16 protein-coding genes are annotated in these 18823 nt (G+C 62.8%); 6 read left to right on the forward strand and 10 right to left on the reverse strand.

Features of this window, described 5'->3' with window-relative positions:
- Positions 1 to 8 precede the first annotated feature (8 nt).
- Both GH665_RS32020 and GH665_RS32025 read left to right on the forward strand, forming a co-directional pair.
- Positions 9 to 572 carry an isochorismatase family protein gene (locus GH665_RS32020; protein ID WP_153141137.1) on the forward strand — a complete coding sequence of 188 codons (564 nt, stop codon included), beginning with the start codon at positions 9 to 11 and terminating at the stop codon, positions 570 to 572.
- A 52-nt stretch (positions 573 to 624) separates the two neighbouring features.
- A complete protein-coding gene (locus GH665_RS32025) occupies positions 625 to 1965 on the forward strand; it encodes an MFS transporter (RefSeq protein WP_153141138.1) in 1341 nt (446 codons plus the stop codon).
- Between the two features lie 127 nt (positions 1966 to 2092).
- Here GH665_RS32025 and GH665_RS32030 read toward each other — a convergent pair whose 3' ends face one another.
- The 6 genes from GH665_RS32030 to GH665_RS32055 all read right to left on the reverse strand — a co-directional run bounded on the left by GH665_RS32030 (position 2093) and on the right by GH665_RS32055 (position 9178).
- Positions 2093 to 3616: a CoA-acylating methylmalonate-semialdehyde dehydrogenase gene (locus GH665_RS32030; RefSeq protein WP_153141139.1), complete on the reverse strand. Its 1524-nt coding sequence runs from the start codon at positions 3614 to 3616 to the stop codon at positions 2093 to 2095.
- Positions 3617 to 3991: 375 nt separating this feature from the next.
- A complete protein-coding gene (locus GH665_RS32035) occupies positions 3992 to 5086 on the reverse strand; it encodes a hypothetical protein (protein ID WP_174771767.1) in 1095 nt (364 codons plus the stop codon).
- Between the two features lie 38 nt (positions 5087 to 5124).
- Positions 5125 to 6150 carry an Ldh family oxidoreductase gene (locus GH665_RS32040; protein ID WP_153141140.1) on the reverse strand — a complete coding sequence of 342 codons (1026 nt, stop codon included), beginning with the start codon at positions 6148 to 6150 and terminating at the stop codon, positions 5125 to 5127.
- Positions 6147 to 7484, reverse strand: coding sequence for a C4-dicarboxylate transporter DctA (gene dctA, locus GH665_RS32045; protein ID WP_153142398.1), 1338 nt, complete (start codon positions 7482 to 7484; stop codon positions 6147 to 6149). The genes GH665_RS32040 and dctA overlap by 4 nt, the downstream gene beginning before the upstream one ends.
- 189 nt (positions 7485 to 7673) lie before the next feature.
- The gene (locus tag GH665_RS32050) at positions 7674 to 8849 is read right to left on the reverse strand and encodes a UxaA family hydrolase (RefSeq protein ID WP_153141141.1); all 1176 of its coding nucleotides are present in this window, start codon (positions 8847 to 8849) and stop codon (positions 7674 to 7676) included.
- Positions 8850 to 8908: 59 nt separating this feature from the next.
- Positions 8909 to 9178 carry a UxaA family hydrolase gene (locus GH665_RS32055; RefSeq protein WP_120346707.1) on the reverse strand — a complete coding sequence of 90 codons (270 nt, stop codon included), beginning with the start codon at positions 9176 to 9178 and terminating at the stop codon, positions 8909 to 8911.
- 271 nt (positions 9179 to 9449) lie between these two features.
- Between GH665_RS32055 and GH665_RS32060 the strand changes: the two genes are divergently transcribed.
- The 4 genes from GH665_RS32060 (at position 9450) to GH665_RS32075 (ending at position 13091) form a co-directional block, all read left to right on the forward strand.
- Positions 9450 to 10208, forward strand: coding sequence for a GntR family transcriptional regulator (locus tag GH665_RS32060; RefSeq protein WP_153141142.1), 759 nt, complete (start codon positions 9450 to 9452; stop codon positions 10206 to 10208).
- 47 nt (positions 10209 to 10255) lie between these two features.
- On the forward strand, positions 10256 to 11161 hold the full coding sequence (locus tag GH665_RS32065; RefSeq protein ID WP_153141143.1) for a LysR family transcriptional regulator: 906 nt from the start codon (positions 10256 to 10258) through the stop codon (positions 11159 to 11161).
- Positions 11162 to 11272: 111 nt separating this feature from the next.
- Positions 11273 to 11950: an HAD family hydrolase gene (locus GH665_RS32070; protein ID WP_153141144.1), complete on the forward strand. Its 678-nt coding sequence runs from the start codon at positions 11273 to 11275 to the stop codon at positions 11948 to 11950.
- Between the two features lie 4 nt (positions 11951 to 11954).
- Positions 11955 to 13091, forward strand: coding sequence for a DSD1 family PLP-dependent enzyme (locus tag GH665_RS32075; RefSeq protein ID WP_153141145.1), 1137 nt, complete (start codon positions 11955 to 11957; stop codon positions 13089 to 13091).
- Positions 13092 to 13148: 57 nt separating this feature from the next.
- On the opposite strand, the gene GH665_RS32080 is transcribed toward GH665_RS32075, so the two are convergent.
- The 4 genes from GH665_RS32080 to GH665_RS32095 form a co-directional block, all read right to left on the reverse strand.
- Complete coding sequence (locus GH665_RS32080) at positions 13149 to 14318, reverse strand: porin (RefSeq protein ID WP_153141146.1); 1170 nt, start codon at positions 14316 to 14318, stop codon at positions 13149 to 13151.
- 57 nt (positions 14319 to 14375) lie between these two features.
- A complete protein-coding gene (locus GH665_RS32085) occupies positions 14376 to 15452 on the reverse strand; it encodes a formylglycine-generating enzyme family protein (protein WP_246216431.1) in 1077 nt (358 codons plus the stop codon).
- 11 nt (positions 15453 to 15463) lie between these two features.
- Positions 15464 to 17188: an arylsulfatase gene (locus GH665_RS32090; protein WP_217361920.1), complete on the reverse strand. Its 1725-nt coding sequence runs from the start codon at positions 17186 to 17188 to the stop codon at positions 15464 to 15466.
- A gap of 73 nt (positions 17189 to 17261) precedes the next feature.
- Positions 17262 to 18710, reverse strand: a complete 1449-nt coding sequence (locus GH665_RS32095) for an APC family permease (RefSeq protein ID WP_153141147.1) — start codon at positions 18708 to 18710, stop codon at positions 17262 to 17264.
- Positions 18711 to 18823: the final 113 nt, after the last annotated feature.

Consider the following 18823-nt stretch of genomic DNA (forward strand, 5'->3'; position numbering starts at 1 on the left):
AAAACACCATGGCTCTCACTACACTCGACCCAAAGACCGCATTGGTCGTCATCGATTTGCAGCAAGGTATCGTCGCGCTGCCCACCGCCCACCCCACCGGCGAGATTGTCAAACTCTCCGCGGGTTTGGCCGATGCATTTCGCCGTCACGGTTTGCCCGTCGTGCTCGTCAACGTGGCGGGCGGCGCACCGGGCCGCGCGGAACAATCGCGCCCCACGGGTGATTTCCCGGCCGGCTTCGCGGACCTCGTTGCCGAACTGAAGCAACAGCCGTCGGATCATCTGGTCACCAAGCGCACCTGGGGCGCGTTCACGAACACGGACCTCGAAGCGTATCTGCGCCAGCAAGGCGTCACACAAGTGGTGCTGGTCGGTGTGGCCACCAGTATCGGCGTCGAGTCCACCGCGCGTTTCGCCCATGAACTCGGCCTCAACGTCACGTTCGCGGTCGACGCAATGACGGACATGAACGCCGACGCTCATACCAACAGCATCACGCGAATCTTCCCGCGTCTCGGCGAAACCGGCACGACGCAAGACGTCCTCGATCTGCTCGACAAGTCGCGCGCATGAGCGCCTGTTTGAACCGCTGCGCGGCGCGAATCGCTCACCTGGAGATATCCCGGTGAGCGGCACATTCCGTTCGCTGCGCACGTTCAACTACCGCGTCTGGGCCAGCGGTGCGATCGTCTCCAACGTCGGCACATGGATGCAGCGCACGGCGCAGGACTGGCTCGTGCTCACGGAGCTCACGCATCACAATGCCACCTCCGTGGGCATTGTGATGTCGCTGCAGTTCGGGCCGCAGATGCTCCTGCTGCCTCTCACCGGCTACGCGGCCGATCATTTCGATCGCCGCAAGCTGCTGTTCTTCACTCAGGCGGCAATGGGCACGCTGGCGTTATGCCTCGGGCTGCTCACTGTGACCGGCCTCGTGCAGTTATGGCAGGTCTACGTGTTCGCGGGCTTGCTCGGCTGCGTCACCGCGTTCGATTCGCCGGCGCGTCAGACCTTTGTCTCCGATCTGGTGGGAGAAGCCGATCTGTCGAATGCAGTCGCGCTGAACTCCACCTCGTTCAACGCGGCGCGCATGATCGGCCCTGCCGTCGCGGGGCTGCTGATCGCCTCGGTGGGCACCGGCTGGGTGTTTCTGATCAACGCGCTCTCGTTCGTCGCCGTGCTCGGTTCACTGCGCACGCTGCGCCTCAGCGAGCTGAATCTGAAACCGCGCGCAACACGCTCGCGTGGCAGTTTCGTGGAAGGCTTCAAGTATGTGTGGACGCGTCCCGATCTGAAGGCCGCACTGTTGATGCTGTTCCTGATCGGCACCTTCGGGCTGAACTTCCCGATCTTCATCTCGACCATGTCGGTCACCGCGTTTCATGCGGGCGCGAGTCAATACGGCGTGCTGAGCTCGACCATGGCGATTGGCTCGGTGACCGGCGCGCTGCTCGCCGCCCGCAGAGCCAGGCCTCGCATGGCGATCCTGCTTGGCGCAGCGGCAATTTTCGGCGTGAGCTGCACGGTGGCCGCGCTGATGCCGAACTACGTCCTGTTCGGCCTCGCGCTCGTCGTGGTCGGCGCGGCAACGCAGACGTTCAATACCTCGACGAACAGCCTCGTACAAATCTCCACCGAGCCGGCTATGCGTGGCCGGGTGATCGCGATCCTGCTGGCCATCTCGCTTGGCTGTACGCCGCTCGGCGCACCGGTGGTGGGTTGGGTGGCGGATCGCTTTGGCCCGCGCTGGGCGCTTGGCGTGGGCGCGGCATCGGGCTTTGCCGCGGCGGTTGTCGGCTTGATGTATCTGGTGAAGTACCGCCAGTTGCGCGTGTATGTCGAGGCCGGCCGCTTGCGTTACAGCATCGACGATCCGCGCCAGGCGCCGCCTTACGTGAGCCCTGTCACAGCGATACAGAATGCCGTACTGAGCGAAGCGGAAGAGGATTCGTCCGCCGGCGTTTAACGTGCGCTGATCCGCCCGCTGCATAAAACACGGCAACGTGCCCGCTCAGCCTGACTGCGGCCCACGAACAAAAAAGCCGCGCCTGAAATCAGGCGCGGCTTTTTTCGCTGCGATAGCGTCTGCCTGCTTACTTCGCAACCGGCATCGTGAACTCCGCACCCTTCGCGATGCTATCCGGCCAGCGCTGCATGATGCTCTTGTAGCGCGTATAGAAACGCACGCCTTCTTCGCCATACGCGTGGTGGTCGCCGAACAGCGAACGCTTCCAGCCGCCAAACGAGTGCCATGCCATCGGCACCGGAATCGGTACGTTGATACCGACCATGCCCGCCTGAATCTGCCGGCCGAATGCGCGCGCCACGCCGCCGTCCGATGTGAAGAGCGACACGCCGTTGCCGAACTCGTGCGCATTGATCAGGTCGACCGCGCTCGCGAAATCGGGCACGCGGACCACCGCCAGCACCGGGCCGAAGATTTCCTCCTTGTAGATCTTCATCTCGGTGCCGACCTGGTCGAACAGCGTGCCGCCGATGAAGAAGCCCGCTTCCTGCGCGACCGGATGAGCACGGCCGTCGACGATCAGCTTTGCCCCCTCTGCGACGCCCGCGTCGATATAACCCGCCACCTTGGCCTTATGTTCGGCGGTAACCAGCGGACCCATTTCCGCGTCGAGGTTCTCGCCGTTCTTGATCACCAGCGATTTCACGCGCGGCACCAGGCGTTCGATCAGTTCATCGGCGACATTGCCGACCGCCACCGCGACCGAGATCGCCATGCAGCGCTCGCCCGCCGAACCGTAGGCGGCGCCGATCAGCGCGTCGACTGCCTGGTCCAGATCGGCATCCGGCATCACCACCAGATGATTCTTCGCGCCGCCGAGCGCCTGCACACGCTTGCCGCGCTTCGACGCTTCCGTATAGATGTATTCGGCAATCGGCGTAGAGCCGACAAACGACAGCGCCGCGACGTCCGGGTGTTCGATCAGCGCATCCACGGCCACCTTGTCGCCGTTCACGACGTTGAACACACCGTCGGGCAGACCCGCTTCCTTCAGCAGTTCGGCAATGCGCAACGAGGCCGACGGATCGCGCTCCGACGGCTTCAGCACGAACGTATTGCCGCAAGCCAGTGCCACCGGGAACATCCACATCGGCACCATCACCGGGAAATTGAACGGCGTGATGCCCGCCACTACGCCCAGCGCCTGACGCAGATTCCAGTTGTCGATGCCGCCGCCGATCTGGTCGGTGAAATCGGTCTTCAGCAGGTTCGGAATGCCGCAAGCGAACTCGACCACTTCGATACCGCGCACCACTTCGCCTTGCGCGTCCGTAAACACCTTGCCGTGTTCGCGCGTAATCAGCATGGCGAGTTCGTCGTGATGCCGGTTCAGCAATTCCTTGAACTTGAACAGAATGCGCGCGCGCTTGATCGGCGCGGTTTCGCTCCATGCCGGGAAGGCGGCCTTCGCGGCCTTGACCGCCGCGTCCACTTCCTCGACCGACGCCAAAGCGACCGAGCCGCTCACCTGGCCGGTAGCGGGATTGAACACGTCCTTGAAGCGGCCGCTAGCCGACGCAACCGGCGCACCGCCGATGTAATGGCCCAGTTGCTGCACCGACAACTTCGCTTGTTCGTTCACTGCATTCATTTCGTTACCTCGTGTTCGGGAAAGGCCGCAAGCGCGGACCACTGGGCCAAAGCAAAAAGATCAGGCGACGTCGCGCGGCTTCGCGAGCGGTGGCATGCCGGAAGATACCTTGGGACGGTCCCCGCGCTCGTCGGCGGGCTCCATCAAGACCCGCCAACTGTATCGACGGTGCCAGTCATATTCCCGATACAGCACAATAAAACCGCGCCTCACTGTATTGTTTTTTGCGCGGCAACTGTATTGGCCGATGGGGTCGGCAACGCATACGAAACGGGGCTTATGCAGGGGAGAAAGAGAAGGCGCCCCGTGCGGGACGGCGCCATCAGGTTGTGCAAGGAACGCGGCGCTCCGGATCGCCGCGCTCCTACCGTGCCTTCAGTGCCACTGCTCGGTCAGTTCGTTGGCCAGAACCATCTTCTGCCGGATGAGTTCGACAAAGTCGGCGTCCGCCACGCCCTGCGCCTTGAGGAATTTCAGCGCCGCGGAATGAACCGCCCGCATCGACCGGCCGTCGATCCCGGCCATACGTGCCGCGCTGCGACGCGTTTCCTCGACCAGATCGCGCGCGCTGCCGAAGTCGGGCGACAAGCCGCTCTGCGCCAGAAACCCGGCGCGCAGTCCGGCCGCATAGTCGCGCGACTGTCCGAGGCGGTCGATGTCGATCATCAGATCGACGCCGTCCGCCATCCGCAACGCGCAGAGAATCCACAACGCGACGAACGCCCGATACGCGTTGTTGCCCTCCGCTGTGCGTGCATATTGCTCGCATGCCATCGCGTAAGCGTCATCCGAACCCGGCGCGACTGGCGGCAAACTTACACCGCAGATCTCGATGGCCTGCCGGACCAAGGGCTCCGACTGATTCAGACCCAGCACGCGAAACGGTGCGGCTACGAAGAACGGGTTGCTCCATTGCTGATTGAGCAGCCACCCCGAGGCAAACTGCGAGGCGGGGTTTCGCAGCACCGCGGCATGCATCGCTTGAGGAAAGGCGCGTTTGAGCCACGGCAGCCGGCCCGACGACCGGCAAAACTTGAAGACAGGTACGCTGCCTTGCCCGGCCGTGCGCTCGCACAGATGGGTCAAATAAGCCTGCAACGCGGGGAATTCCGCGTCCGGCTCAGGTGAGAAGCGATCGGTGCCGAAGCGCTTGCGGTATCCGGCTACGCCGCGCGCGCCCTCTTGCAGAAACGGCCGGTACTCTTCGAAGTACGGTGCGGCTAGCGGAGGATGTCCGGAAGTCAGCGTGGGACGGGACGCAGAAACGTCGGCGAGGCTCAGATCGGCGAGCACGTTGCTGAACGGCTCATAGAACCCCGTCACGGAATCGAGCGCGCGCAGGCGCGACCAGATCCACGTTCCGGCGCTACGCCAGCCTGCGTGCAGAAATACCCCCTGTTTCAGGGCGTTGTGTTTCAGGGCACTGTGTTGCGGGTCTTCGGCTGGCTGGGAAGCGGGATCGTTCGGCATACGGGTCAGACTGTCGGCTTCGTCACGGAAGCGTCAGTTTACCCTGCGGCTGCCGCAAACACCTCCAGTTGCGCAAGCAGCGTCGCCGGCAGGCCAATGCCGTCGCGCGCGGCAGTTTCGGCCACCTCGTCTCGCCGATAGCCCGGCAGACGGACACCGTCGTCCGCGAGCATCAGGTCGATCAGCGTCTCGAGCCGCGCCTCATATATCGCGGTGCCCGCGAGCGCGGCCGGATCGATGATCCAGAACAGATGCCCGACGCGCGAACGCGCACCCTCGGCGGTGAGAAACGATCCCGCTTCCGCGCCGAATTGCGCGCCCGATAACGCGGCAGCCAACAGTTCGACCATCAGCGCGAGCATCGCCCCCTTGGCGCCGCCGAACGGCAGCATCATGCCGTCGAGCGCGGCCTGCGCATCGGTCGTCGGCTGGCCGTCCGCGGTCGTCGCCCAACCTTGCGGGATCGGCTTGCCATCTCGCGCCGCAACCATGATCTTGCCGCGCGCCACTTGCGATAGCGACAGGTCGATGGTGAGCGGGCGACCCTTCGAGCGAGGAAACACGGCCGCGATCGGGTTCGTGCCGAAGAGCGGTTTCTTACCGCCCCAGGCCGGCATCGATGCGGGCGCATTGCTGAAGGCGAGCCCGACGAGCCCGGCCGCGCCGATCGCTTCGAGGTGATACGCCCCTGCGCCAAAATGATGGCTGCGCACAATGCTCGCCGCCGCCGTCCCGAACTGTCGTGCCCGCTCGATACCGGTTGCAATCGCCAGTTCGCAGGCCGCGAACGCGAGACCGTCGGCGGCATCGACCAGAAAAGCCGCACCCTTGTCCCGTACGATGCCCGGCACCGCCGCCGGATCGACCCGGCCGTTGCGCAGTTGCGCGAGGTACATCGGCAGGCGCGCAACACCGTGCGAAGCGAGCCCGCGCGCGTCGGCATAGACGAGCGCGCGTGCCGTAGCGTCGGCGGTCGCGGGCGTCGCGCCCGCTCCAAGCAGGGCCGCGCGAGCCAGTTTGCCCAGTTCGTCAGCCGCAACGTACCGCAGACCCGGATCGCTCATTTGTGACCCTCGCGCATCGTCTGACGCGAAGACAGCGGCATCATCCCGCCGTCTACTTCGTCCGTCCGCTCCTGTAACGCTTCGCTGCGCGGCGACGCAAGCACGGCACGCGCCGTTTCGACATCGAAGACACCTTCCCAGCGCGCGACCACTAACGTCGCCACCGCATTGCCGATCATGTTCACGATCGCGCGCACTTCGTTCAGCACGCGGTCGATGCCGATGATCAGCGTGATACCCGCCACCGGAATGATCTGGTGCGTTGAGAGTGTCGCCGTCAGCGCGACGAGCGCTGCACCCGCGACGCCCGCCCCACCCTTCGACGTCAGCATCAGGATCGCAAGCAGTCCGATCTGCTGCATCAGCGTGAGGTGCGTGTTGGTCGCCTGTGCGATGAACAGCGAAGTCATCGTGAGGTAGATCGCGGCGCCGTCGAGGTTGAAAGAATAGCCGGTTGGCAGCACGAGACCGACGACCGACTTCGGGCAGCCGAGCCGTTCGAGTTTCTCCATCAGGCGTGGCAGCACGGATTCGGTGGTCGACGTGCCGAGTACGATCAGCAGTTCTTCGCGCAGGTATCTGAGGAGCGGCCAGAGACCTACGCCCGCCCAGCGGCATGCGGTACCCAGCACGATCGCGACGAACAGGATGCTCGTGATGTAGAAGCACAGGATCAGCAGGCCGAGCTGCTGCAGACTCCCGATGCCGTACTTGCCAACCGTGAATGCGATCGCGCCGAAGGCGCCGAGCGGCGCGAGCCGCATGATCATCTCGACGATCCGCATCAGCACGTCGCCGAACTGTTCGATGCCGCGCTGAAGAATCCGGCTGCGCCCTGACATGATCGACAACGCGATCCCGAACAGCACCGAAAACAGCAGCACCTGTAACAGATCGCCGCGCGCGAACGCGCCGACCACCGAATTCGGCACGATCTGATCGAGGAAACTCGCCTGCGACTGCGTATGTGCCTCGCTCACGAAGCGCGAAACGCCGCTCGCGTCGAGCGTTGCGGGATCGACGTTGAGCCCCGCGCCCGGATGCACGACGTTCGCGACCACGAGCCCGATGACGAGCGCGATCGTCGTTACCACTTCGAAATAGAGAATCGTCTTGAAGCCCACACGCCCGACCTGCTTCAGGTTCTCCATGCGCGCGATGCCAACCGACACCGTGCAGAAGATCAGCAGCGTGATCAACATCTTGATCAGGCGGATGAATGTGTCGCCGAGCGGCTTGAACTGAACGCCGAGCGACGGCGCGAAATGACCGACGAGAATGCCGGCCGCAAGTCCGATCAGGACCTGCACATAGAGATGCTTGAGCACGCGCAAGATGGTGTCTCCTCCACTCGCTGCTGCCAGAAGATAGACGGGCGCGCCGTACGGCACGCCCGCTTCGCCGAGCGGTGTCGTGCCGGCGCGCACCGGACGGGGACTTCGTTTTGCCCTGCTGCTTCTATCGGTGCTGCCAATGCTGCTAATGCTGCTGTGCTGCTGTGGCGCGTTTGCGCCTGCGGCGGATCAGGCGCTTTCGAACAACCGTGTCAGCACAAACTCGCGATGGCCAAGCGTTTCCGCCGAGGTCCAGCGACCGTTCGCCGTGGCAAGCATGCATTCGAGCAGGCGGTCGCCGGACTGGTCGAGGTTCTGCTCGCGCTGCAGAATGCCGGATACGTCCACGTCGATATGCTCACTCATCGTGCGTACGGTGCGTGGATTCGCACAGATCTTGATGACCGGCACGATCGCATTGCCGATCACGTTGCCTTGCCCTGTCGGGAAAAAGTGAACCGCGAAACCCGAGGCCGCGCACAGCGTGACCATCTCGGCTGCGGCCGACGACGAATCCATGAACCAGAGACCCGGATGCGTCGGGATTTCGGCTTTGTCGAGCACGCCGTCGACCATGCACTTCTTGCCGATTTTCTGGATGTTGCCGAGTGCCTTTTCCTCGATGGTCGTGAGGCCGCCCGCGATGTTGCCCTTGGTAGGCTGCGACTCCGAGAGGTCGTCGGTCTTCCAGCGATTGATCATGTCCTGGTAGCGATCGAACATGAACTGGAAGCGCTCGCGCACGCCGTCGTTCGCGCAGCGCGCGGCGACAATCTGCTCGCCGCCCGTCAACTCGGACGTCTCGCCGAACACGAGCGTGGTGCCGAAGCCGTACAGCTTGTCGAACGCGTTGCCAACGGTGGGGTTCGCGCCGCAGCCGGACGTAGTGTCCGATTCGCCGCATTTCGTCGATACCCACAGGTCGCCGATCGGGCATTCCTCGCGCTCCAGCGAGGTCGCATATTGCACCATCTCCTTCGCCGCTTTCGACGCCCGCATGATGGTGTCGTGGTCGCCGTGCAGTTCGATGCCGAAGCCCATGACCGGCTTGCCCGACGCCGCGATACCGTCGACCACGCGCTTGGTCCAGCCTTCCTCGATGCCGATCACGACGACCGCCGCGACGTTCGGGTTGCTGCCCGCACCGATCAGCGTGCGAAAGTGCAGGTCGAGGTCCGCGCCGAACTGCAAACGGCCATACGGATGCGGCAGCGCCATCGTGCCCTTGATGTTGTTCTCGACCGCCTGCGCCGCCGCGTTCGACAGATCGTCGACCGGCAGGATGATCACGTGATTGCGTACGCCGACGCGGCCGTTGCTGCGGCGATAGCCGCGGAAAGTCGTATCCAGTTCAATGACGCTCATGGTGTCTCTCTCGATATGGGGAAGCGAAATGTTTTTTGACTGCCTGGGAGGCGCGCGGCTTACCAGCGTTTCGTCTTGATGTTGTGCACATGGGCGTGCTCGCCCGCGCTGATCGGCGCGACCACCTTGCCGATATCCACGCCGTACTTGAACACCGTGTCGCCAACGGCCATGTCCTTGAGCGCCACCTTGTGGCCAATTGGAATGTCCTGCTTCGCGGCCACTGTCACGATCTCGTCCTCGTCCATGATCCACGCGTTCAGTTGCGTTCCTGCCTGAATCCCTTCGACAACCGCCACACCCACCGTGTCTCTGGCCTCGTGCAACACGATGTGGATCGTCTTGCGTTCGCCGGTTTCAGCCGCCGTGCTCGCGGCGCCATGCGTTTCTGCTGCTGCCTGACTCATCTGCGTCTCCTGGTTGAGTTCAATTAGTGGCCGGTGCGTGCCGGGCGGCGATTCACAAGTCGCCGCTGCGTTGTGTTGAATCATCCTAGGCGTCAAATTCATCCATGTCAACTAGATCATCTATATGTGTTACATGAGTGACTTATTGCCGTAAAATCGCGTCAACGCGTTTCAGAAGAATTCAGGGAGAACCATGAGCACCATGACGGAGACGCCGGCCGCCGTTGGCGGTACGCGGTACAAGGAAGTAAAGAGCGCGTTGCTGGCGGCGCTCGCGGCGCACGAATGGAAGGGTGGCGAGGCGATTCCAGCGGAGAAACGTCTCGCGGAACGCTTCGGCGTCTCGATCGGCACGCTGCGCAAGGCTATCGACGAACTGTGCGCCGAGAACATACTCATCCGGCACCAGGGCCTTGGCACCTTCGTCGCGATGCATCAGCGCGACCGGCATTTCTTCCGCTTCTTTCGCATCGTGCGCAACGATGGCGACAAGACCTACCCCACCGTGAGCCTCGTCAACTTCCGTAAAACGAAGGCCACGCAGAAAGTCGCGGCCCGGTTGCGCATTAGCGAAGGGGCGCCGGTCTTTCAGTTCACGAATCAGCTCGCGCTGCACGGCGTAATCGTGATCGTCGAGAACATCGTGGTGCCGGAAGCGCGCTTCCCCGACCTCACGGAAGCCGCGCTGCGCAATCGTCCCAACACGCTTTACAACTTCTATCAGGATACGTTCGGCATCAATGTGGTGAGCACGGACGAGCGGGTGCGCGTCGGACAGGCGAGCGAACTCGAGAGCGGACTGCTCGAACTCGCCTCGGGCGCGTCCGTCCTGGAAGTCGAGCGGATCGCGTATTCGTACAATGAACAGCCGGTCGAGTACCGGCTCACTCATGTGAATACGCAGGAGTACGACTATGTATCGAGTTATGCGCGCCCTTCGAGCGGCGGATAAACATTGATAACGTTGAGAAAGCGGCCGAGGCCACTAAAATTTCCACCATGAACGACTCGGCCGATATCCGGTTTCTGCTGACCATCCGCGAAAGTGGCAGCCTGATTGCCGCGGCGCGAAAACTGGGACTGTCACCTTCGGCGGTCACCCAACGCCTGCAGCAACTGGAAAGGAAGTTGGGCGCCCAGTTGGTGAACCGCACGGCGCGTCGTTTGCAGTTCACGGAAGAAGGCACGCTTCTGTGTGAACGCGGCGCCGAACTGGTCCAGCAATTCGACTCGCTGTTCGAAGACTTTCAGACCCGCCGGGGCGGTCTGATCGGCACGCTGAAAATCAATGCGCCGCTGGGATTCGGACGGCGCCACCTGGCGCCCGCCATTGCCGAATTCCAGCAGCAGAACCCGGATATCGACGTGGCGCTCACGCTGTCCGACCAGCCGCTGACCGAGACGATGGACCGTTTCGACATCGTCGTGCATATCGGCGAATTGCCGGTATCCAATCTGATCGGCTACGCGATTGCACCGAATGCGCGCTTCGTCTGCGCCGCGCCAGCGCTGGTCAAGCGCATGGGTCAGCTGGAGTCGCCGGAGGAACTGAGCAAGCTGCCGTGCATCGTGCTGCGCGAGAACAGCGAAGATGTCTCGCTGTGGCAGTTCAGCAAGGGCCGCACGCGGCGCAGCGTGCGCGTTTCTCCGCATCTGAGCTGCAATGACGGCGACGTGATCCGCCAATGGGCGTGCGAAGGCCGGGGGGTAATCCTGCGTTCCGAATGGGACGTGGCGGACGACCTCGCGAAAGGAAGACTCGTGCGCCTGCTGCAAGGCTGGAAGGCGCCTGACGCCAACGTCATCGCGCTCACGCATCAGCGGGCCGGCTTGCCGGCTCGTACGCGGCATTTCATGCAGTATTTACAGAGCAGATTCAGGCCGTTGCCGCCGTGGCGAAGATAGAGATTCAAACGCGGTAAATTCATTGAAACTGAATTTGAGAGTTAGCCGGGCTGAACGCCACGCACGTATCGAAACTCTATAATCAGCTTACCGTTCCTCGCCGGTTAAATCATGACATCCTTATCGCCCTCCACCGCCTACCCCAAGGCGGTCCTCTTCGATCTCCTGACCGCCCTGCTCGATTCGTGGACGTCATGGAATCACGCCGCGGGTTCCGAAGCGGCGGGCCGTGCGTGGCGCGCGGCTTATTTGCGCCGGACCTACGGCTGCGGCCAATACATCGCGTATGAACAACTGGTGCGCGAAGCCGCCGCGGAAGTGGGCTTACCGGAATTCGCGGCAATCGCGCTCGAAGCCAACTGGTTGAAGCTCGCCCCCTGGAGCGGCGCTGTCGATACGTTGCATGCGCTCAGGCCGCATTGCAAACTGGCGATTGTCACCAACTGCTCCATCCGTCTCGGCACCCAGGCTGCGGAGCTTTTCCCGATCCACTGGGACGCTGTTGTCACAGCGGAAGAGGCCGGTATGTACAAGCCGGATCCGTTGCCTTACCGGCTCGCGCTGGACAAGCTCGGCGTCGGCGCCCATGAAGCCGCGTTCGTAGCGGGCTCCAGCTACGACATGTTCGGCACGGCCGCGGTCGGCCTGCGGACCTACTGGCATAACCGCGTGGGTCTGCCGCTCGTGGCGGGCGCACAGGCGCCCGAGGTGGAGTCGCCGACGCTCGACGCGCTGGTCCCGTGGCTCGGCCGGTTCGGCCCGGTCTCAAGTCACCCTGCTTCCCGGTGAAAACATGAAATTCGACCATATCGGCACCCCCGCCGCGCTGATCGACATCCCCCGGATGCAGAAGAACATCGCGCGGATGCAGGCTCATATGAACACACTGGGCGTGGCATTCCGCCCGCACGTCAAGACCACCAAATGCATCGACGTGGTTCGCGCGCAGATCGCCGCCGGGGCGCGTGGCATTACGGTCTCGACCCTGAAAGAGGCTGAGGCATTCTTTGCGGCTGGTGTCAGCGATATTCTTTACGCGGTCAGTATTGTCCCCTCCAAACTGCCGCGCGCGCTGGCGTTGCGCCGCCAGGGTTGCGATCTGAAGCTGGTGGTGGACAATCCGACCGCCGCGGCAGCCGTCGCCGCATTCTCGGACCAGCACGGCGAAACCTTCGAGGTCTGGATCGAGGTGGACACGGACGGGCACCGCTCCGGTATCACACCGGAACAGGACACGCTGCTCGAAGTCGGCCGGATTCTGCATGAGAACGGCGTCACCGTAGGCGGCGTGATGACTCACGCGGGTTCCAGCTACGAGCTTCATACACCGCAGGCGCTCACGGCGCTTGCGGAACAGGAACGCGTCGGCTGTGTACGCGCGGCGCAACGGTTGCGCGACGCGGGCATTCCGTGCCCCGCCGTCAGCGTCGGCTCAACGCCCACGGCCCTCGCCGCCGCGCAACTGGATGGCGTGACCGAGGTGCGAGCGGGCGTCTATGTCTTCTTCGATCTGGTCATGCACAACGTCGGCGTATGCGCGCTCGAAGATATCGCGCTCAGCGTGCTCGCTACCGTGATCGGGCATCAGGCGGATAAAGGCTGGGCGATTCTCGACGCGGGCTGGATGGCCATGAGCCGCGATCGCGGCACCTCGAAGCAAGCTCATGATTTCGGCTACGGCCAGCCCTGTCTGCTGAACGGTACCCCGCTTGGCGGTTATGTGGTGAGCGGCGCCAATCAGGAGCACGGGATTCTGTCGTCAGCGGAAGAAGGTGTGCCGGCCGACGACATCGCAGAACGCTTTCCGATCGGCATGAAACTGCGCATCCTGCCGAATCACGCATGCGCGACCGGTGCGCAGTTCCCCGAGTATCACGCGGTTTCGGCGGACGGCGAGAGTGTCGAGTGGCGGCGCTTTCAAGGCTGGTGAGGATCAGATAATCACCGGCACGGCGCGCAACAGCACCACCGTGCCGTCCTCATCGGTTTAGAACAGATGCTGGATGCCTGAGGTCACCACCAGTTGCCGGCGCGTACCCGACGGCGACACGCCATAAATCTGCGCCACCGCATGACGCCCCTGTTGCGCAACGCCAATCAGATAGAGCGTCGTGCGCCTGGATATCGCGTACTCCGTGCCGAGGTTGATCTGATCCCAGCCTGGCTCCGCATCGCCCGTGCCACTGCCCGAGTAGCGCCCATTGGTCCGGATGTAGGCCACACCGGTTTGCCAGGCCGGCGTGATCTGCCACGTCAGATTCGCCTCGTAGTTATCGAGCGTCAACGCGGTCGCGTCCAGATAACGGTACTGCGTTTTCGAGTACATACCACCCAATGTGAGCGCACCGAAGAACCGGTACGAAGCCCCGGCAAGCCAGATACGCTGCCGTTTCACCCCCGCTGTACTGGCGATGCTGCCAGAAAACGTATTCTCATAGTCGTCGTACACGCCGGCACCCGGCGCGCCCAATGCGCCGGCAGGTTGCGCGTCGGGCCGGTCCGCCTGCAGAAAGCCGAGGCCTGCCGCAAACGGTCCACGTGTGTAAGCGGCGCCGGCGCTCATCATGCGATTATTCGCAAAGCCCGACGAACCGTCCGAGGCCGCTGCCTGATTGCTGAAGCCATAGGTCGCACCGAAACTCAGCCCGGCGAATTGCGGACTCGCGTATTTAACGGCGTTGCTAACCTTGAAGCTCGCATTGGTGTTATCCGCATCGCCGACATGGGCGCCGATATAGCCGGCCCATGTTTCGTTGGTCGCGAAACCTGAGACCGTGTCGATCGTCGTGTCCCACTGCCGGCCCACCGTCACCGTGCCGAAACGATCGTCGGCGAGACCCACGTACGCGACATTGAACGCGCGACCCGTGCCATGTCCGTTCTGGACATTGAACGGGCTCATCAAGCGGAAAATTGCGTGCGATCCGCCACCCAGGTCTTCGCTGCCGGTCATGATCCAGCGCGACGCCGTCAACTGCCCGCTCGTCGTCGACCAGTCGGAATGCCCGCCGCTATTGTTCGCGTAGAGGATGCCCGCATCGATAATGCCGCTCAGGGTCACACTGCTTTGCGCATGAGCGGCGAACGGCGCGCCGACCAGCCAGGCACAGGACGCAGCGACGAGCGTCATCCTCACGGTCTTTTCTCGTGATTTCAAAAGTCCTCTCCAGATCCAGTTGTTTAGTTTTTGCGGCCGGCGCTCACGCCGACGCGTTTATGACCCGGGCAGTCTCAGCACCGTACGAAAACCGATGTGATTGGTGCCCATCGTCACGTCCTGCGCATGGCGCGCGCTCGGCCGATAGCGTTTGCAATAGATCGGCGAACAGAGAAACGAGCCGCCTTTGATCGTGCCGAGGTCCGTGCTGCGTGCCTTCGCCACCAGCGCGTCTTCGAGATCGACGTTCGGGTTCGGCGGCGGCTCGCTCACCTGTTGCGCATGGTTCTGCTGCCACGGGTCCTTCACCCACTGCCAGACATTGCCGACCATGTCGTATAGCCCATAACCGTTGGCCGGAAAGCAACCGACCGGTGAAGTCGACACGAAGCCGTCTTTCGCGGTGTTCTGAAACGGAAAAGCACCCTGCCAGGTGTTGGCCATCATCTTCGAGCGGATCGCGAAGGTGTCGCCCCACGGATAGGGGGTCGAGGTGCCGCCATGCGCCGCGTACTCGTACTCGGCTTCGGTCGGCAGATCGCGGCCACGCCACTTCGCGTAGGCCAGCGCATCTTCATAGGCGATATGCACGACCGGATGATTGCCAAGCCCGTCGATTGAACTGCCGGGCCCGGTGGGATGCCGCCAGTCGGCGCCGGGCACGAAATGCCACCACTGCATCGCACCGACCAGCAGGTCCTTGGGCGGCAGAAAAACCGTCGAGCCGGGCCGCGTCATCTCCGCCGGCAACGATGGATAGCGTTTCGGATCGAGTCCGCGTTCGGCGAGCGTCTTATAACCCGTCGCCGCAACGAAGCGGGCAAACTCCGCGTTCGTCACGTCGTAGCGATCGATCATGAAGGTGCCCACTTTGACCCGCCGGGCAGGTGCTTCTTCCGGATAATCGCCGTCGGAACCCATCACGAAGCTGCCGGCCGGCACACGTACCTGATCGCTTTCCGACGATGCCGGCGGCAAACCGCTGAACGCCTTGCACGCCTGCAGGTTGCCGAGCGGCACGGCTTGCGGCGCCGCGCCGGCCGTCACAGTGGCCGCCAGCGCCGCCCGAGTGAGCACGACGCACACCATCGCTAGGCCATATCGCACGGTCGATTTCCGGATGTGCATGCTCATGCCCACACTCCTCAGTAATCCATGCGTGGGTAAGACGTATCGCGCCACGTCTCGACAACGTTGTTCTGCTGCACGTATTGCGCCCACTCGGTCAGCATCTGCTCGAGGACTTCAGGACGCTTCGCGGAGAGATCGTGCAGTTCGGCGCGGTCGTGCGCGAGGTCGTACAGTTGCCAGTGGCCCTTACCCTTGTCGTAGGAATAGACCAGCTTCCAGTTGCCCTTGCGCAGCGCGTTACGTCCCATCAGCTCCATACCGTACACGTAGTCGTCCACATGCACGCGCTTACGCTCGCCGGTCAGATATGGTTTCATCGACATGCCCTGCATTGGTAGCACGGTGTGGCCGTGGAACTCGATACCAGGCTGCTGGATATTGGCGAAGTCGAGGATGGTCGGCGTCAGATCCTTGACCGTGAGCACCTGTTCGCTCTTGCCCGGTTGAACATGTCCAGGAAACGAGACGAAGGCCGGCGAACGGATGCCGCCTTCATTGGTGTAGGCCTTGAAGAGGCGGAATGGCTGCGCGCTCACCTGTCCCCACGCCGGGCCCTCGAACACGAACGAATTGGCGCGGCCGATGTTGTCGAGCGAGTTGTCGAAGGTCTGCGCGATCCACTTGGCGTTGCCGCTGTCCTCGTCCCATTTGTTGCCTTCGGGGCCGTTGTCCGACAGGAACACGATCAGCGTGTTGTCGTATTGACCGCTCGCTTTCAGGTAGTCGATCAGGCGGCCGACGTTACGGTCGAGATCGGCCACCAACGCCGCGTAAGCTTCCATCGTGCGGGCCGATCGTGCTTTCTCGTCGGCGCTCAAGGCGCTCCATGGTTTTGTGCCTTCGGGCAGCGGTGCGGGCTTCGCGTCGTTCGGCACGAGACCGAGGCGCTTCATCTTGTCGATGCGGCGCTGCGCGATGACGTCGTAGCCGACGTCGTAGTTGCCGCGCACTTTCTGCAATTCGTCGTCAGGGGCTTGCAGCGGCAAATGCGCCGCCGTATAGGCTGCATACGCAAAGAACGGCTTGCTGCCGCGCTGCGAATCCTGCAGATAGGCAATCAGCTTGTCGGTGTACGTCCGCGATGAATAGAAGTCGGCAGGCAAGTCGATCTTCTTGCCGTTCTCGCGATAGGTCGGCTCCGGCGCATCCGATGTGATCGTCATCACTTTCTGCCTGAAGTGCGACGCGCCGCCGTTCATCAACGCATAGGAGCGTTCAAAGCCGCGCTGATCCGGGCGCATGCCGTCGCTACCGCCCAGATGCCATTTACCGGCCATCACGGTCCAGTAGCCGGCGTCTTTCATGATTTCCGGCAAGGCCGCCACCCGCTGATTCAGGCCGCCCTCGTAGCCGGGATGGTTGACCTCTTCGGGCGTCAGATGCGGCGTGATCATCTCCGCCATATTGCCGACGCCGGCGAGGTGATTGTCCATCCCGGACAGCAGCATCGAGCGGGTTGGTGAACAGGTCGGTGCGACATACATCGTGTCGAGCAGGCGGCCGTGCGCGACCAGTGCATCGAGATTCGGCGTGGCAATTTCGCTGCCGAATGCGCCGAGGTCCGAGCGTCCGACATCGTCGGCGACGATCAGCAGCACATTGGGACGCACGCCGGGCGCAGCAACCGCGCCAGCAGATGAGGATGCCGGGAGAGCCGCGTCCGCCGCGTACACGGGCGGCATCATGACGGTACACGCGCCGCCTACGAACGTTGCTGCAAGGATGGTACGAAAGCTCATTTGGTCTCCATTTCCACGATGTCTTCCTAAGCTCGAATCAAGTCTTGTTGTCGCGAAGCTGTTACGAAACGCTTTACAACCTTGAGCGCCCTAACCGCCCAAACGCTTCACGGTCGCGCTGCTTGAGCTTCTTCGCCGCGAGCACGCCCGCCACCGCAAAAATCGGCAGCAATGCGGTCAACGCGTACGACACACCTTCCCCAGCACCCGTCAGCAGCGGAAAATTCAAGATTGCGAGCACCAGCACAACCGCCAGGGCGAGACCGGACAGCACCGGCAACACGCCCACGCGCATCACGCCCACGTCGTCGCAACCGGTACGTCTGAAGAACACGAACACGGCCGCCGACGAAAGCGCCATCAACGCGATGATGCAAAGGGTCGCCACATTCGTGAGCCAGGAGAACAGTGTCAGAACCGGATCGGCATGGGCGACGATGAACACCAGCACCACGATCGCGGCCACCGCCGTTTGCGCAAGCGAACCGATATGCGGACTGAGATGCACACGATGCGTGCGGCCAAGCGCTTGCGGCAGCAAACCCTCACGGCCGGTCGCGAAGAAGTAGCGCGACGCCGAGTTGTGGAAAGCCAGCAGGCCCGCATACACGCTGGTGATGAACAGCACGCTCATCGCCGCCGTCAGCGTCTTGTTGGCATAGTGATCGGAGAGCGTATAGAGGAACGTGGTCGGATCGCTCAACGCGGTGAGCGTCTTGACGATCTTGTCGCTGCCCGCGCCAATCACCATGCACCACGCGGAGAACGCATAGAACACGCCGATCAGCAGCACCGAAATGTAAGTCGCCAACGGCACCGTGCGCTGCGGGTCTTTCGCCTCTTCGCTATAGATCGTGGTCGCTTCGAAACCAATGAAGCTGGCGAAGCAGAACAGAAAGCCGATCGCGGGCGTGCCGCCCATGAAGACGTGTGGCGTGAACGAGGCTGCATTGATGCCGCTATCGCCACCGCTCTTCAGAATCGCCATATCGAGGATCAACACGACGATGTACTCACCGAACACCAGCAGCGAAAGCACTTTCGCCGACAGATCGATTTGCCGGTAGCCGAATACGCCGATGCTGGCCATCGCGGCAAGCGAGCAGATCCACCACGGCGTATTGAGGTTGAAGTGGGTGTGCAGGAAGTCCGAGGTCACCGCGCCGAACATGCCGTACAAACCGATCTGCATCGTGTTGTAGCCGAGCAGTGCGATCAATGCCGCCGCGCCGCCCGCGGTGCCGCCGAGACCGCGAGCCGTGAACGCATAGAAGCCGCCGGCGTTGGTCACGTGCCGCGACATGGCCGTATAGCCGGCGGAGAACATCAGCAGGATCACCACGGTGGCGATCAGCAAGGCCGGTGTGCCTGCGCCGTTGCCGAGCATGATGCCGATTGGAAAGCCGCCGGCGATCGCGACCAGCGGCCCGGCCGCCGAGATCACGAAGAAAATGATGAAGCCCAGTCCCAGCGCCCCTTTGCGTAACTCGGTGGACGGTGACGGTTCAGCGACGACATTCATAGTTTTGGCTCCTGGATTTTCCTTCGTCCGCGTCACGACGAAGTCGGGCGCAGCGCAAGTGTTGACGCACTGTAGAAAACCAAAAATGCTGAGCGGGAGCACAAATCGGCAAC

The organism is Paraburkholderia agricolaris, from assembly GCF_009455635.1.
Taxonomy (GTDB): domain Bacteria; phylum Pseudomonadota; class Gammaproteobacteria; order Burkholderiales; family Burkholderiaceae; genus Paraburkholderia; species Paraburkholderia agricolaris.